This is a genomic window from Dokdonella soli (assembly GCF_039523175.1).
In the GTDB taxonomy this organism is placed as follows: Bacteria; Pseudomonadota; Gammaproteobacteria; order Xanthomonadales; family Rhodanobacteraceae; genus Dokdonella_A; species Dokdonella_A soli.
Genome location: NZ_BAAAEU010000006.1, coordinates 222042 through 237792, shown reverse-complemented (window position 1 = coordinate 237792; position 15751 = coordinate 222042). Strand labels below are relative to the sequence as shown.

Below are 15751 nucleotides of genomic sequence, written 5' to 3'. Positions count from 1 at the left end.
ATCAGAACTCGTAGGCCGCGCCGACGTAGAACGTGCGGCCGAGACCGGGTTCGAGGCCGCCGCCGAACACACGCGCGTAGTACTTGCGGTCGGTCAGGTTCGACACGCCGCCGAGCACGCGCACCTGGGGCAGCACCCACCAGTCGCCCGAGAAATCTGCGATCGTGTACGAAGGCACCTTGGCCGGGATGTAGCCGGTCGTGGCGGGAGTCGCTGTGGCGATTGGCGCCGGCAGATTCGAGTCCTGCCAGTACTGGCTCGCGACCGAGACAACGGACAACGCGAGCTTGAGCTTCTTGTCTTCGCGGTAGGCCACGCCAACGCGTGCGAGGTAGTTCGGCGAGAACGCCGGTTTCTTGCCCGTGTTGCCCTTGATCGATTGGGTGAACTCCGCGTTGAGCAGGCTCAGGTTCGCGAACACGGACAGGTGCCGCGTCGTCTTCGGATCCTGCGCGGCGAGGAAGTCATAGTCGATCTGACCCTCGAAGCCGCGATGGCGCGTGTTGCCGGTGTTCACGTTGATCGTGTTGCCAGGCGCCGCGCCGGGAATCTGCAGCGACTCGATGCGGTCCTTCACGTTCACCCAGAACAGGCTGGCGTCGTAGAACAGGCCGTCGACCGGCGTGCCGTGCACGCCGGCTTCCCACGACAGCACGTGGGTCGGGCTCGGATCGTTGATCGCGCCGGCCGCGGTGTTGCCGAACGGCGAGCCGATGTCGAAGTACCGCACCGGACGCCAGCCCTGCGAGACGTTGAAGTACGTTTCGTTGGCGTGACCAAAGTCGTTGCCGACACCGAGGCCGAACAGCGGCACGTTGTGCGTGACGCTGCGGTTGACGAGATCGCGACTCAGCGTCACCGGCTTGACCGTCTCGTTGATATCGACGTTCTCGCGCTCGATGCGCACCGACGGCACCAGGTGCCAGTCGGGAGCGAAGCGGAACACGTTCTCGGCGAAGATCGCGCCGTAGTCGGTCGAGCGGGCCTGGCGCAGGCGCGCGCAGTTCTTGTCTTTCACATCAACACAGGGGCGGCCGGAACGGTCATAGCGCTGGGGGAACAGCGTGTTTTCGGTCCACTGCCGGAATGGCGCATCGGAGTGATACAACGTGGTGCCGACCGTGAACGCATTGCCGCGGCCCCAGTGATGCACGAGTCGCGCATCGAGTCCGGCGAAGCGGAACTGGTCGTCCTGCACGGTCGCCGTCGTTGGCGGATTGCCGCGGTCCTGCGAACGCGAGGCGTTGTCCTGGTAACCGCCCCAGAGCTTCGCGACGAGTTCGGTTTCCGGATCGAAATGGCGCTCGTGGGTCAGGCTGAGCACATAACGATCCGTCCACACGCGGTTGTACGGCGTCGTGGTCAGGTCCTCGTTCGCGACGAATTGCGAATAGTTCAGTTTGCCCGGATCGCCGGTATTCAGGCTGTAGGCGTGGAGGTCCAGCCCGTAGTACGCCATGTCGTCCGGTCGGTAACCGACATGCAGGTCGGCGCCCTTGAGCCTGGAATCGCCGTTGTCGCGCTGGCCATCGTTGCGGCGGTAGTGCGCGTCGGCGAGGTAGTCCCATTCGCCCGACGTGCCGGAGACCTGGTTGAACGTCGCGAACATTCCGTTGCTGCCGACGACGTTTTCGGTGTAACCGGCGAGTTCACGATCGGCGACCGGCTTGCGGCTGATCATGTTCACGACCGGCGGCGGCTCGGGTCCGTACAGCAGCGAGCTGCCGCCGCGGATCAGCTGCACCTCGGAGATCTGCTGCGGCATCGGGAACGTGTAGATCGTCGGATAGCCGATCCAGTCGGCCTCGAGCGGGATGCCGTCCAGCATCACGGTGACGAACTCGGATTCCTGCGGATTGCCGATGCCGCGATAGGAAAGGTTCAACTGACCCGGGGTCTGCTGCTCGGAGTAGAACAGGCCCGGCGTCTGCGCGAACAGGTCGCGCAGGTTGTTGTCGACGACGGTCGGGATGCTGTCCGTTTTCGTGATCGACGTCTTCTTGGTCACCGTAATCAGCGGACCATCGACCTCGCGCATGATGTGCTGCAACTTCGGGCGTGTATCGTCCTGCGGGCGATGCTCGCGGACGCTGATCTTCGGCAATGCATTGGCCGGCGTGTCGTCCTTCGACGGCTGCGTGTCCTGTGCATACGCGGGCGAGGCCAGGCAATTCGCGATCGCGAGCGCAAGCACGCCCGGCACGATGGCTATCGTTCTCATTGGGCATTTCCTCAGGAATTGCGCGGCGTTCCCCTCTGAACGCGCGCGAACGTCTTTTATCGCAGGCTTGTGCCGGATGAGACAGAGCGTACAGGCCTAAGTCTAGTGGCGGATATTCAATCCGCCACTAGACCAGAAGAGCTTGCGAGACGGCGCTTAGTGCGCCGGCGGATCAGGCACGAATTCGCTTGGAAACGGTCGCGGCTCGCCGCGCGCAATCGGCCGTTGGATGATGCCCTGCGCGACCAGGTTCGCGTAGCTGTCGTACCAGACCGCGACGGTTTCCGCGGGTCGGCGCGACGCACGCTCGAAGCTCGTCGTATCGACATGCGCGTATTCGCGTTCGCCGTGGCCGGTGCCAAGACGTTCTGTGCTGCGCGCGAGCGCTTTCTGCTGCGCCTCCGGCTGGGCGGGCATCGGACGCGCCGCGCCGGCGGCCGCAGCCGGCGCTTGCGCGCGCTGCGCTTCTGCATCCATGGGCGCCGGGGTCGGCGCAGGCGAGGGTGCCTCGCGCGCGATTTCGTCGCGATAGCGCCACACCGGCACGCGCTCGGTGAACACCGCGACACCGATCACGCCGACATTCGCCGGCCGGCCGGTGCGTGCCGCGTAGCTGTCGGACAGTGCGGTGAAATTGAACTGCGCGACCTCGTCGAGATTCTTGCGCCAGCCGCTGATCTCGGTCGACTCGAAAGGCGCGAGCACATAGCCGGTCTGGTCCGGGCTCGCGGTCTGGCCGCTGACCGCGTTGACGCCGTCGACGCTGAGCACGGCCAGCAGGCGGCCGCCGCTGCGGTTGGAGAGGCGCACCGAATAGCGATGCCCCGGCGTGCCGGCGACATACAGCTTGCCGCGGTCGGCCCAGGTCGGCAGCGTGGTGCCGGTGTCGCGGTCGATGATGGTGAGGTCGAGCAGGTTGCCGGCACGCGCGGGTGTGGCGATCGCGGCGGCCAGCAGGGCGGCGCAGAGCAGGGTACGCATGACGCATCTCCTTGGGTGGGCGAGGGCATGCAACGCGGCGGTACAGCGGGCGGGGTTGCGTGCGCGTACGGTGTGGTTGCCTCCATACGGACCGCGTATTACGATTGCGCATGCCCCATGCGCATCGACTGTCCATGCCGTCTCCCGCCAAGAAGCCGACCAATCTGAGCATCCGCAGTGACCTTCTCGAGGAAGCGCGCGCGCTCGACATCAATCTCTCGGCCGAGATGGAGAAACATCTGATCGAAGTGATCCGCCAGCGCCGCGCCGAGCAGTGGCTGAAGGACAACCGCGCGGCGATCGAGGCCTACAACCGGCACATCGAGCGCGACGGGCTGTGGAGCGACGGCCTCAGGACGTTCTGACCGGATGGCCCGCTTCGACGTCTACCGCAACGAGAGCGCGCAGAGCGCGAAACGCTTTCCGTATTTCCTCGTCGTGCAATCGGACTTGCTCGATGGCCTGTCGACCACGGTCGTGGTGCCGCTCGGCAAGCCCGGCGTCGTCGGCGGACGGCTTGCACAGACGTTGACTCCGGCACTGGATGTCGACGGGGAAGCGCTGGTGATGTACACGCCGGAACTCGCGGCAGTTCATGCAACGGTGCTGCGCAAACGCGTCGGCAACCTCGAAGGTCAGCGCGGCGCGATCCTGCGTGCGCTCGATTTCCTGTTCAGCGGCATCTGAATCCGCGCCATCCATCCTTATCCCATGCAGAAGCGACGCATCCTCACCGGCATCACGACGAGCGGCACGCCGCACCTCGGCAACTACGTCGGTGCGATCCGACCGGCGATCGCGGCCAGCCGCCGCGACGATGCCGAATCGTTCTACTTCCTGGCCGATTACCACGCGCTGATCAAGACCGGCGAACCCGCGCGCGTGCAGCAGTCCACGCTCGAAATCGCGGCTAGCTGGCTCGCCTGCGGCCTCGATCCGGACAAGGTGTTCTTCTACCGCCAATCGGATATTCCGGAAATCCCGGAACTGACCTGGCTGCTGACTTGCGTGACCGCGAAGGGTCTGCTCAATCGCGCGCATGCGTACAAGGCCGCGGTCGACGCGAACACCGCGACCGGCGAGGACGCCGATGCCGGTGTCACCGCCGGGCTCTACATGTACCCGGTACTGATGGCCGCGGATATCCTGATCTTCAACGCGCACGAAGTGCCAGTCGGGCGCGACCAGATCCAGCACATCGAGATGGCGCGTGATATCGGGCAACGCTTCAATCATCTCTACGGCGGCGAGGGCGAGAAATTCTTCGCGCTGCCGGAAGCGAAAATCGAGGACAACGTCGCGACCTTGCCCGGCACCGACGGGCGCAAGATGTCGAAGAGCTACGACAACACGATTCCGCTCTGGTTGCCGGCGAAGGATCTGAAGAAAGCGATCCTCGGCATCGTGACCGATTCACGCGCACCGGGCGAAGCGAAGGATCCGGACACGTCAAACATCTTCGCGATCTACCAGGCCTTCGCGAGCGCGGAGGAAACCGCCGCGATGCGTCAGGCTTTCGCCGACGGCATCGGCTGGGGTGATGCGAAGCACAAGCTGTTCGAGCGCGTCGATGCGGAACTCGCCGCGCCGCGCGCGCGCTACGAAGCGCTGGTTGCGAAACCTAAAGTCATTGAGCAGCAGTTGCTCGCGGGTGCACGCAAAGCACGCGAGCGCAGCCGCGAGCTGACTGAAAAGCTGCGCTGGGCCGTCGGTGTGCGCGATCTCGGTGATCGCGCCTCGTCCACCTCCGCGGAGCCGGCATCTGGAAAAGCAGTGCCCGCTGCGACGTCGCTACCGCAACTCAAGAGCTATCGTGAAAGCGACAACAAGTTCTATTTCAAGCTGACCGATGCAGACGGCGGACTGTTGCTGCAGAGCCGCGCCTTCGATGCGCCGAAGGACGCCGGGCGCATCGCTTCAGCGCTCGTGGAAGCCGGCGGCGATGCACAGACCTTGATACGCGAAAGCGCGGCGACCGACATGGCTGCGCAGCAGATCGATGGGATCCTCGCCGCGCTGGCCGCACTTAAAGCCGACAAGCTTGCGAAGGAGCGTGCGAAGTCGGGCTGACGCCGACGGCGTATCCTTCGCCTCTCCGCCCGCGCTCTTTCGCCAGTCACGTGCCGCATTTCTCGCTACGCCTGATCCTGCTCGCGCTTGTCGCGCTCTACGTCGCCAGCGTGCTCTACGTGCACCTGCGCGGACGCGTGCGCCTGCGTTTCCGGCGCCAGCTGCTTGACCACTCGGGTTTGTTCGCGCCGTACAACGTGCTGATGTACGCATTCTCCGCGGTGCGTGCAAAACCCATTCTCGATCGGCCGGCCTTCCCGCAGCTCGATCCGATGCGTGACGGCTGGCGCGCGATCCGCGAGGAGGCGCTGCACCTGTTCGACGAGGGCTACATCCGCGCCGCCGAGAAGCACAGCGACGCGAGCTTCGGTTCGTTCTTCAAGGAAGGCTGGAAGCGCTTTTACCTGAAGTGGTACGGCGAGCCGCTGCCGTCCGCACACGCGCTGTGCCCGAACACGGTTGCGTTGCTCGAGACGATTCCGCAGGTGAAGGCCGCGATGTTCGCGTTGCTGCCACCCGGCAGCAAGCTCAATCCGCACCGCGATCCGTTCGCGGGCTCGCTGCGCTATCACCTCGGCCTGATCACGCCGAACTCGGACGACTGCCTGATCTTCGTCGACGGCGAGAAATATTCGTGGCGCGACGGCGAGGACATCGTGTTCGACGAGACCTTCGTGCACTGGGCCGAGAACCGCACCGACCAGACCCGCGTGATCCTGTTCTGCGACGTCGAACGCCCGCTGCGCACGCCGCTGATGCGCGGGATCAACCGTTTCGTCAGTCGCGTGCTGGGACAGGCGACTGCGGCGCAGAACGTCACGACCGAGAAGGTCGGCGTCGTCAATCGCCTCAATGCATTCGCGCATCGCGTCGGCAAGCAGCGCAAGCGCTTCAAGCGGGCCTCGCCGTTCGGTTACCGCTTGGCGCGGATCGCGCTGATCGCACTCGTGCTCGGCTGGCTGCTGCTGCCGTGGATTCCGCTGCGCGTGTGAACGTATTTCCTGGACGCGATCGTGAACCTGTCAAGCCGGTAACGATTAGATCGATTTGGATATGACCCTGAGGAGCCAAGGATGAAGGGGCAGTTTGAACGCGGCGGGGTCTGGTACTCGTATCCACTGATGCTCCTGCTGCTCGCCGTCTTCGGCGCAACACCGCAGGCACGCGCGAGCACGCGGCCGCTGGCGAGTCCAGTCGAGGACATGGCGCTTCCGCGAGCTGAGGATTTGAGCGCATCAGTCATGCGGACTGCGCTGGCGCAGACGACGTCGTTCGAGTTCGATGCGGCCGCGATCGCCAATATCGGCAAGCTGTACGAGGAAGGCGCTTGCACGCAGCTGGTTTCCCTCGCGCAGCGACAGGTGGATCGCGACGCGCGGTCCCTGATGGCCCACTACGTGCTGTCGCGCTGCAAGGCCACGCAGGGACAGAAGGCCGAAGCGGACAAGCATGCCGCTCAGTTGCCAGTGCTGATGGAAGAAATGAAGCGTCCGAGCGGCGCCTTTGGCGAAGACAGACTGATTGCGGCCAGATCATTCGTCGACTGCATCGCTTACATCGCGATCGGTCATTGGGACGTGGTCAGCGAGACGTTCGAGATCCGCAATGGCGGCTGGCGGCTCTACGACAAGGTCACCGCGCGCCGCTTGGGCGACGATCACGATGTCGTGCTGCGCTTCGACCTGACCGACTATGCGCACGACATGGTCGCGGCGGCTTCCACGCAGTTTCCTTCCGACCAATCCAAGGGCGCAATGGAGGCTCCCGCGCTCTACATGGCTTTTCTTTTCAGCGCTGCGCCAATGCCGCGCGCCGCCGCGCTGACGGGCCTCGCCGACTTTCATGAAGGCATGTTGCATGACCTCATCACCAAGGAGCGCTCGCTGGAGCTGTTGCGGCGCGCGCTGCAGTCCGATGATCCTTACCCGAAGTACGCCGTGGGCCGCCGTCTGCTGTTGAAATCGCAGGGTGACGCGGACTTTGCCAAGGCGCGCGAATATCTGGAGGCCGCCGCAGCCGAGGGGATGAACGAGGCGCAGGTTCTGCTCGCCGCGATGTACGCGGGCGGATTCGGTGTTGAAACCAGCAACACTCGCCGCGATCAGCAGCTGGATCGCGCCGCGAAGCATCTGGGTACGCCGCGCATGGAGTACGAGTACGCTAACGTGTTGCGAGACGACGATCTGCACGTCGCCAATCCCGCGGAGGGCATGCGCTGGCTGCGGCGATCCGCGGAACATGGCTATGCACCGGCGCAGAACGACTACGGAACGCTATGCGCCCAAGAGGGCGATGCCAAGAAACCCAGCTGTGACGTGGACTGGTACACGCGATCCATCGCAAAAGGCAATGTAGTAGCGATGTGCAATCTCGGTGATCTTTACCAGTCCGGCCGTGGCGTGACCGTGGATTTCGCCAAAGCCAAGACACTCTATGAGCGCTCGGTGGCTGGCGGCAATGTGGCTTGCGACGCGAAGCTCGGCAACCTCTACTACCGTGGCGACGGCGTTCAGCGCGACTACGCGAGCGCGCTGCGGTACTACGAGATGGGCGCTGAGTGGGGGGAAGCGGTTGCGCAGAACAATCTCGCTATTGTGTACAGAGACGGTGAAGGGATTGAACGCAACGATGCGGAGGCCTTGAAGTGGACCCGGCGCGCGGCGATACAGGGCTATCCACGCGGAGCATCAGGACTAGCCTACCTGTACGAAACTGGGCGCGGTGTTGATCACAATGACCAGACAGCGGCTGCGCTCTACGCCTATGCCGCTGTTCGCGGCTACGACCGCGCGCAATATCAATTATGCGCGTTCTATACCGAAGGCCGCGGCGTCGCTAAAGACCTAACCCGTGCGGCGCACTGGTGCAGGCTTGCGGCCGAACAGGGAAATGCCGATGCGATGAGTGGCCTCGGCTACGCATACGAGAAAGGCGAGGGTGTAGTCAAAGACCCAAAGCAGGCGGTCGATTAGTATAGCAAAGGTGCCGAAGGCGGTAGCCGGCAGGCGCAGGCGAACCTCGGACTCGCCTTGAGAAATGGGCTGCTCGGCGAGCGACAGCCGGAACTCGGCCTGAAATGGTTGAAGCGCGCCGCGGAGCAAGGTGATGGCGACTCAGCTAACTCCGTTGGCTTCGCCTACCAGCAGGGCAAGGATGTGCAGCGGGACCTGCTACAGGCAGCCGCTTGGTACGAACGCGGCGTTTCGCTCGGTCAGATCGACGCCATGAACAACCTAGGTTTGCTCTATCTCGCTGGCGAGGGTGTCAAGCAAGACTATGCAAAGGCGCGCGATCTGTTCGAGCGCGCGACTGCTGCCAGTTCTCCCTACGCTCCGTGCAATCTCGGCGAGATGTACCTTGCGGGCCAGGGTGTCGCGAAGGATGAAAAGAGAGCCGTTGCGTTGTTCACGAAATCGGCGGATCTCGGCAACATGGTCTGCCAGGTCCATATGGGTGAACGTCTGGCTGAAGGTATTGGCATCGAAATCGACCTCAAACAGGCGTATTTATATCTGGACCGCGCAGCGCAGCAGGGGTCGACTCACGCCAAGGTTGTCAGCGCGATGATTCTGATGAGCCCTGATTATGCAGAGCGGGATGCAGAACGCGGCCGCCGTCTTCTGGAAGATCTTGCGAACGCGGGTGATGCCGAGAGTGAGTTCCGGCTCGGTTTCGCCTATGAGGTCGGCCGCTTGGGCAGAAGAGATGCGGTATCCGCACGCAAATGGTACGAACGCGCGGCCGCCCACGGAATTTCCGACGCGCAAGGCGAGCTCGGGATGTTCTATGCCTATGGCATGGGCGTGAACCGGGACTTCGATGCTGCTGCCAACTGGCTTGAAAAGGCTACCGCAGGCACCGAGGACTACAACGTGGAGCTCGCGCGCTTGTACATGCATCGCGGCGATTTCAAGCGTGCCGCAGACTTGCTGGGCAAGAACGTCGATGGCATGTCCTCACTAGGGAAACATGTCTATGGCCGCCTGTGCCTAGAGCAAATGGTTTGCAGCATGAACCGCGCGCAAGCGCAAGCGTTGTTCGACGCCCCGCTGCTTCTGGAGCCGAATAAGAAGAACAACGTCGCATGGTTTCTTGCGGTGTTCCCGACGGCCGATAGCGCTGACGGTGTCTATGCGGCGCGGTTGATCGAGCCGTACACGGCAAAGCGAGATGCGAGCTGGAAGTGGGTTGGAACTCTCGCCGCAGCCTATGCGCGCAGCGGCGACATTCCGCGTGCGATCACCACGCAGAAGCGCGCGAACGAAATGCAGCGCGCTGCCAACAAGCAGTCAGCGAGTAGCGATGGCGCGCCAGAGGCAATGCTGCAAACCTACCAAACGGGCAAGCCGTGGGAGTTGCCGTACTAGCGTTGTCACCGTATTGGCCCATGTTCACGCCGCCGCGGCGAACTCGCCTGCCGCATCCGCCGCCAGCGCGTCGAAATACTCGCGGGTCAATCGAACCTGCTCGCCCGCACTCTCGGCACGATTGACCACCGCGCGGAACGCCGCGTTCTCGGGCCGATCCTTCGCATACCAGCCCAGATGCTTGCGCGCGATACGCACGCCTTGCGGCTCGCCGTAGAACGCGTAGAGGTCGTCGAGATGGCCGAGCAGGATGTCGCGCACTTCAATCGGGTCCGGCGCGGCGAGCTTTCCACCCGTCGCCAGATAGTGCGCAATCTCGCGGAAGATCCACGGCCGCCCCTGCGCGGCGCGGCCGATCATCACCGCGTCGGCCTTCGTGTAGTCGAGCACGTGGCGCGCTCGCTCGGGCGTGTCGATGTCGCCGTTCGCGAACACCGGAATGCGGATCGCGGCCTTGATCGCCGCGATCGTGTCGTATTCGGCCTCGCCTTCGTAGAGATCCGCACGCGTACGTCCATGCACCGCGAGCGCGGTAATGCCGGCGTCCTCGGCGACCCGCGCGATGCGCACGCCGTTGCGGTTCTCGCGATTCCAGCCGGTGCGGATCTTGAGCGTGACTGGCACTTCGACCGCGTTCACGACCGCGGCAAGGATGCGCGCAACCAGCGCCTCGTCCTGCAGCAGCGCGCTGCCGGACCAGACGTTGCAGACCTTCTTGGCCGGGCAGCCCATGTTGATGTCGACGATCTGCGCGCCGTGGTCGACGTTGTAGCGCGCGGCCTCGGCGAGCATCGTCGGGTCGTAGCCGGCGATCTGCACACTGACCGGATCGGGCTCGCCTGTGTGGTCCATGCGGTGCAGCGACTTGCGCGTCATCCACAGGCGTGGGTCGGCCGTGGTCATCTCGGACACGGCCAATCCGGCGCCGAGCCGCTTGCACAGCTGGCGGAACGGCTTGTCGGTCACGCCGGCCATCGGCGCGAGCACGACCGGCGGATTGATGAAGTGGGAACCGATGCGCATCCGCGCAATTCTAGCGGTGATGGCGTTCCGTCGCGCGTCGCGACCGGTTGCGGCCTACTTCAGCGTTATCGTGATCACGGTTCCATCGGCCGGCAGCGGAAACACGCATTCGTCGAAATGCGGGCGGCGCCAGACATCCGGATTGCGGCTGGAGCCGACCGGTTCGCTTGGGATGTGCATGAAGTTGAAATCAAGCTTGCCGTTCGCGTTGACGTCCTGGTACGCTCGACCGCGTAGTTTCCCGGCGCGAGACCATCGAAACGGACGTGCACTGGCATCGTCGCCGAAGCAAGATCGATATCGCGCTCCGCCGCCGGTGCCTTCGCATGATCCCAGCCGGCCTGATCGGCGATGACGGCGACGTGCAGGCGGCCTCGTGAACTCTTGAATCCGTCAATGGCGACGTCGAGCGTCGCTGCGGGGACGTTCGTTGCGATCAGCGGAACAAGCAGTGCAAGGCGGCGCATGCGGCGCAGGATCCGGCATCGACGCGGCGCGTACCAGTGACTGTTGTCATGTCGCGACGCCGCGGAGCGGACTTCGCGTGCACCCGGCGGCGTCCGCGCGGTTAGACTTCGGGCCTTCCACGTCTCTGGCGGCATGCCGACCGGTCGCTTCGCAGCGCGTACCGGACCCTACGAATCTCCCCGATGGCCTTTCTCGACCACCTGATCCAATTGTTCGCCGTACACGGCTATCTGGCCGTGTTCGTCGTGCTGCTGGTCTGCGGCTTCGGCGCGCCGATCCCGGAGGACATCTCGCTGGTCGCCGGCGGCATCATCGCGGGCTTGGGCTACGCGGACGTCAACGCGATGTGCGCGGTCGGCCTGGCCGGCGTGCTGGTCGGCGACATGGTGGTGTTCCTGATCGGCCGCCATTTCGGCGCCCGCGCGCTCAGGCTGCGTTGGATTGCGCACCTGCTGACGCCGCGCCGCTACTCGCAGGTGCAGTCGAAGTTCGAGTGCTATGGCAACCGGCTGATGTTCATCGCACGCTTCCTGCCGGGCCTGCGTACCGCCGTGTTCCTGACCGCCGGCATGAGCCGTCGCGTAACGTTCCTGCGCTTCATCCTGCTCGATGGCTGCGCGGCACTGATCTCGGTGCCGATCTGGGTCTGGCTCGGCTACTACGGCGCAGAGAACCGCGAATGGGTGCTGGCCTGGGTGAAACGCGGCCAAGGCGGCATCTCCTTCGCGCTGGCCTTGCTTGTCCTCAGCGTCGGCTGGGTGTTCTGGCGCCGCGCGAGCGGGCGCCGTGCTCGCCTTCGCGAGTATCGGGCGCAGCGCGCGGCACGCGATGCCGGTTCAGCGCAGGGCTGACCCGGATACCACTTTCCTGGCGATCTCCGCCGTGCCGGTTTCGCGGGCGATAGTCCGGTCGCTGTCCGAAGCGCGTATCCCGCCTCGAAGCGCGACATCGCCGATCAACCGTTGACCGGATCGGGTTCCGTCGTCTCTTGAGTGGCTCGTTGCGCAGACACGGATCGGCCGTGGTCATGTCGGACCCGGCGGGCTGACCGCCTGCCGGGCATGCATGCCAGCCCGGCCGCAACTGCATGAAAAAGCGCATGAATAGCCGATGCTCAAGGTTCGCTCACGCAACGCTCAAGTATCTCGATCGCACGGTGCTCCATGGTGACGGCCAGCCTTCACGCACGGAGAGCATCATGATGCAGATCATTCACTGGGGCCGCTGTTTCGCCGTCATCTCAGCGGTGCTGTCATGCAGTCTCGTCGGCGCCGCGAGCGGAGACGCCGACCCGCAATTCGGCGCGGGAGGCATCGCACTCGTGGATTTCACGGTGCTGACCGGCGCGCCCGGCAACACCTACAACGCATCCACCACGGTCGACGCCACGGGCCGCACCTGGGCAGCGGTCACCGTGGTCGGGGCCACCAACAGCGGATTGGGGCTGGCGCGCCTGACGCGCGACGGTCAACTCGATGGCAGTTTTGGTACCGCCGGGCGGGTCTTCGTACCGGCTCCGTCGCTCAGCTCGTTTTCGCTGATTGGCCTGCGCATTGGCGCCGACGGGAAAGCCTACGTAGCCTACTCGCAAGGCAATGGAGCCTATGCCTCCTGGTACGTATGCCGGATCGCGGCGAACGGCAGTTTCGATTCCAGTTTCTTCGGCGGTTGCGCCGGCGCATCGCCCGCCAACGGCGCAGTGGCGCACGATCTGCTGATCAGCCCAAGCGACGGCAATGTATGGGTGCTTGGCACCGCGCAGGACCCCAGCAGCCATCTCTACGAACCGGCCGTCGCCGAGTTTGATGTGACATTCGACGTGATCCGGACGGCGACGTTTCCGGTGATGGGTGCCAACATCGACGCCGTCGCCGGTACGATGGATCGTCTCGGCTCGCTGTACTTCACCGGCGGCTACACGACCGCAAGCAACAACACCGACGCCGTCATCGGTTACATCCACGGCACCGGCAACCAGTTCACGTACCAGTTGCTCAATATCATTGCGTTCGACGTCGGGGGCACCCTGGCGGACGTCGGCCGTTGCATCGTGGTCACGCCCGACTACGGTTTGCTTATCGGCGTTGCGGTGGACAGCGGCTATGACGGCATCGAATGGGGCAGCGCCAAGATGCTGCTGTCCCCTGGCGATCCGCTGGACTCCACTTACGGCACGGGCGGCAAGGAGGTTCATCTCATCGCCGACCCCGAACTGGGAAGGGGCAATGGCAACTATTCGATCAACGGCTGCCAGCTCGGGCGCGACGGCGCGCTGAACATGGTGGGTTCCTACGCGTTCACGGATCCTGTCCCGAATGCGCCGGCGCGGGCGGTCACGCTCTATCGCCTGCTGCCCGACGGCACGCCCGACGCGGGTTTCGGAGGCGCCTCTGCGGTACCGGGCGTCTTCTACACGCTCGCCTATCCCGGCGCGGTGCTCGACTTCCTGCGTCCGTTGTCCTCGACGCGACCGCTCTACGATTCCGGCTTGAGCATCAGTGCCGTGTTGCCGAACACCGGTTCGATGATCGTCGGAGGCGTTTCGCGACGAGCGGACGGCACCACGAACGGCGACCTCGCGGTGATGCGCGTTCTCGGCGATGACATCTTCAACTCGGGCTTCGAATGAGCCCACTTCGGTGCGGGGTCATCGGTCGGATACCGCATCGACGTCGCCGCGGGCAGCCATTCGCAGAGCGCAGGATCTCGAGCGGGTTTTCTCAGCCAGCGGAAGTCGCCGCAGCGGCGGCGGCATGGGCGCAGGGGCGCTGGCCGGCACCTTGCGTGCTTTGCCAGTAGGTTATCCAGCGCGTCAGCCACGGGTACGGCAGGCGCGGGGGCGCAGCGGATGCATGACGCGGCAAGTCCAGATCCTGTCGCAACAGGTCCGCTTCGTCGCCGAAGTAGCCTGCATCGATGCCGGCGTTTTCGGCCATGCCGAGCTGATGTGCCGCTTCGTGCATATCGCAGGCGAGCCAGGCGACACGCGCGGACACCAGCGCGTTCATGCCAAGCGCATCCGGCGCATCGCGTGGCGTGGCAGGCGCGTGCGCACTGCCCCAGGCGGGATCGATACGTGCGCGCTGCAGCCACAGGCGCGCGCCGCGGGTGTCGTCGTGGACTTTCCGGAGGCCGGCGTCGGAGCGACCCCAGCTTGCATCGCGCTGCGCAGCCTGCTCGAGCCGGTGTTGTGCGTAGCCGAACACCGGATCGGCATCGGCCACCAGCGCAGGCAGATCATGTTCCATGCCGATGCGGCGGGCGCGGTCGGCGTCGGCCGCGGTTTCACCCCAGCGGTCGCGCATTCCCGCAGCAGCGGCAGCCAGAAGCCACGAGCTGCTCAATGACCCGATCAGCGCGTCCCGCTCGGCGCGCGCGCCAGCGGATTCGTAGGCCGCCTGCGCTGCGTCCCAACGGCCGCGCGCCGCGGCGATGCGGCCGCGCACGTAGTCGGCGACGGCGGGCGAGCGTAGTGCGAGCCGAGGCAGTTGCCGCTCCATCTGGTCGGCATCGCCCAGCGCGGCGCGATCGCCGAGCACGAACATGGATTGTCGCGGCGGCACCGCTTCGAGCGGGACCTGGCGCATGTCGGCCAGCGCGTCGTCGAAGCGGGACATACGCAGCAGCACGTGCGCGCGCGCGAATCGCAGGCGCCATGCCGACGGCTGCAGCTTGAGAGCGGCGTTGAGTACTTCGATCTCGGTGCCGGGCGTATCGTCCGAGAGCAACCAGCGCGACAGCAGCAGCACATAGGGCGTCGCGTCGCGTGGCAGGCGCTCCTCCAGCAGACGCCGCCGAAGCGTGCTCTCCTGGATTCGCTCGTTGCCGGTCGCCCACAACACCAGAAAAAAAGCCGGCGCGGCGCTGCGGGGCTCGGTATCGAACATGGCTTCGAGAAGGCGTGCGGCAGAGCCGCGATCGCCCTCATCCTCGCGGATCATCGCGGTGCGCAGGGCATTCACGCCCGCTGCGCTGATCGGTCCGAATGCCTCGGCCGGCACGGCAAAGCCGGGAAGCTCCATGGTGGGAGCGCGTGCCGGGAGCCAATACGCCATGGCGATCAGTGCGAGCGCAGCGACAACCGCGGCTGCGACCGCAGGACGCCAGCGCCGGGATGCATGGGGTGTGGCCGGCCCGTGGTCGTCACTCGGCGTCTCGGCCGAAAGCAGGGAGTCATCGCGAGTCGCCGCATCGGTTTTCGTCGCTGCGGGCGCGGCCAGGCGCCGCCCCTCGGCCGGCCCGGATTGCACGGGCTCGATCGGCAGGTCGAGTCGAAAACCGCGACCGCGCACGGTGACCAGATGACGGCCCTCGGAGCCCAGGGCCTGGCGAACCTTGAGCACGATTTGCGCCAGCGCCTCGTCACTGCCGCTACCGCCGCCGGGCCAGAGCAGGTTGAACGCGTCGGTGCGCGTCAGCAGGGCGCCGCGCAGATGACAAAGGCCGAGCAGCAGGCGGTAGGCCATCGGCGACAGCGGTACTTCGATGCCATCGACCAACAGGCGCTCAGCCCCGACATGCAGTTCCGCCCGCCCGACTCGATAGACGGCCGCATGGTCGTGCAATGTGGGAAAACGAAGCAGCGTCGACATGGAGGGCGATGACGCGATGGCTGTTGTCC

The 15751-nt window shown here is 65.0% G+C and carries 12 protein-coding genes and 2 pseudogenes; 8 read left to right on the top strand and 6 right to left on the bottom strand.

Annotation, left to right across the window (positions count from 1 at the left end):
- Nucleotide 1 precedes the first annotated feature (1 nt).
- A complete protein-coding gene (locus tag ABD002_RS06740; RefSeq protein ID WP_343788475.1) occupies nt 2-2221 on the bottom strand; it encodes a TonB-dependent receptor family protein in 2220 nt (739 codons plus the stop codon).
- 156 nt (nt 2222-2377) lie between these two features.
- A complete protein-coding gene (locus ABD002_RS06735) occupies nt 2378-3202 on the bottom strand; it encodes a hypothetical protein (RefSeq protein ID WP_343788472.1) in 825 nt (274 codons plus the stop codon).
- Between the two features lie 134 nt (nt 3203-3336).
- Between ABD002_RS06735 and ABD002_RS06730 the strand changes: the two genes are divergently transcribed.
- From ABD002_RS06730 to ABD002_RS06700, 6 genes and pseudogenes are all read left to right on the top strand, one after another.
- Nucleotides 3337-3567: a type II toxin-antitoxin system CcdA family antitoxin gene (locus ABD002_RS06730; RefSeq protein ID WP_343788469.1), complete on the top strand. Its 231-nt coding sequence runs from the start codon at nt 3337-3339 to the stop codon at nt 3565-3567.
- A 4-nt stretch (nt 3568-3571) separates the two neighbouring features.
- Complete coding sequence (locus ABD002_RS06725) at nt 3572-3889, top strand: CcdB family protein (protein ID WP_343788466.1); 318 nt, start codon at nt 3572-3574, stop codon at nt 3887-3889.
- A 24-nt stretch (nt 3890-3913) separates the two neighbouring features.
- Nucleotides 3914-5272, top strand: a complete 1359-nt coding sequence (locus tag ABD002_RS06720; RefSeq protein WP_379988718.1) for a tryptophan--tRNA ligase — start codon at nt 3914-3916, stop codon at nt 5270-5272.
- Between the two features lie 50 nt (nt 5273-5322).
- Nucleotides 5323-6264: an aspartyl/asparaginyl beta-hydroxylase domain-containing protein gene (locus ABD002_RS06715; RefSeq protein ID WP_343788463.1), complete on the top strand. Its 942-nt coding sequence runs from the start codon at nt 5323-5325 to the stop codon at nt 6262-6264.
- 81 nt (nt 6265-6345) lie between these two features.
- Nucleotides 6346-8472: pseudogene (locus tag ABD002_RS06710) on the top strand (tetratricopeptide repeat protein); the annotation flags it as partial.
- Between the two features lie 24 nt (nt 8473-8496).
- The gene (locus ABD002_RS06700) at nt 8497-9639 is read left to right on the top strand and encodes a tetratricopeptide repeat protein (RefSeq protein WP_343789387.1); all 1143 of its coding nucleotides are present in this window, start codon (nt 8497-8499) and stop codon (nt 9637-9639) included.
- 24 nt (nt 9640-9663) lie between these two features.
- Here the strand turns inward: ABD002_RS06700 and dusB are convergent, their stop codons facing one another.
- From dusB to ABD002_RS19650, 3 genes and pseudogenes are all read right to left on the bottom strand, one after another.
- On the bottom strand, nt 9664-10662 hold the full coding sequence (dusB, locus tag ABD002_RS06695; protein WP_343788457.1) for a tRNA dihydrouridine synthase DusB: 999 nt from the start codon (nt 10660-10662) through the stop codon (nt 9664-9666).
- A 54-nt stretch (nt 10663-10716) separates the two neighbouring features.
- Complete coding sequence (locus ABD002_RS19655; RefSeq protein WP_379988721.1) at nt 10717-10842, bottom strand: hypothetical protein; 126 nt, start codon at nt 10840-10842, stop codon at nt 10717-10719.
- Between the two features lie 59 nt (nt 10843-10901).
- Nucleotides 10902-11129, bottom strand: a pseudogene (locus tag ABD002_RS19650) (hypothetical protein); the annotation flags it as partial.
- Between the two features lie 183 nt (nt 11130-11312).
- On the opposite strand from ABD002_RS19650, the gene ABD002_RS06685 reads away from it, so the two are divergent.
- Nucleotides 11313-11981 carry a DedA family protein gene (locus ABD002_RS06685; RefSeq protein ID WP_343788452.1) on the top strand — a complete coding sequence of 223 codons (669 nt, stop codon included), beginning with the start codon at nt 11313-11315 and terminating at the stop codon, nt 11979-11981.
- 347 nt (nt 11982-12328) lie between these two features.
- Entirely contained in the window at nt 12329-13759 is a 1431-nt protein-coding gene (locus ABD002_RS06680) for an NHL repeat-containing protein (protein ID WP_343788449.1), read from the top strand.
- 91 nt (nt 13760-13850) lie between these two features.
- Here ABD002_RS06680 and ABD002_RS06675 read toward each other — a convergent pair whose 3' ends face one another.
- Nucleotides 13851-15722, bottom strand: a complete 1872-nt coding sequence (locus ABD002_RS06675; RefSeq protein ID WP_343788446.1) for a winged helix-turn-helix domain-containing protein — start codon at nt 15720-15722, stop codon at nt 13851-13853.
- Nucleotides 15723-15751 lie beyond the last annotated feature (29 nt).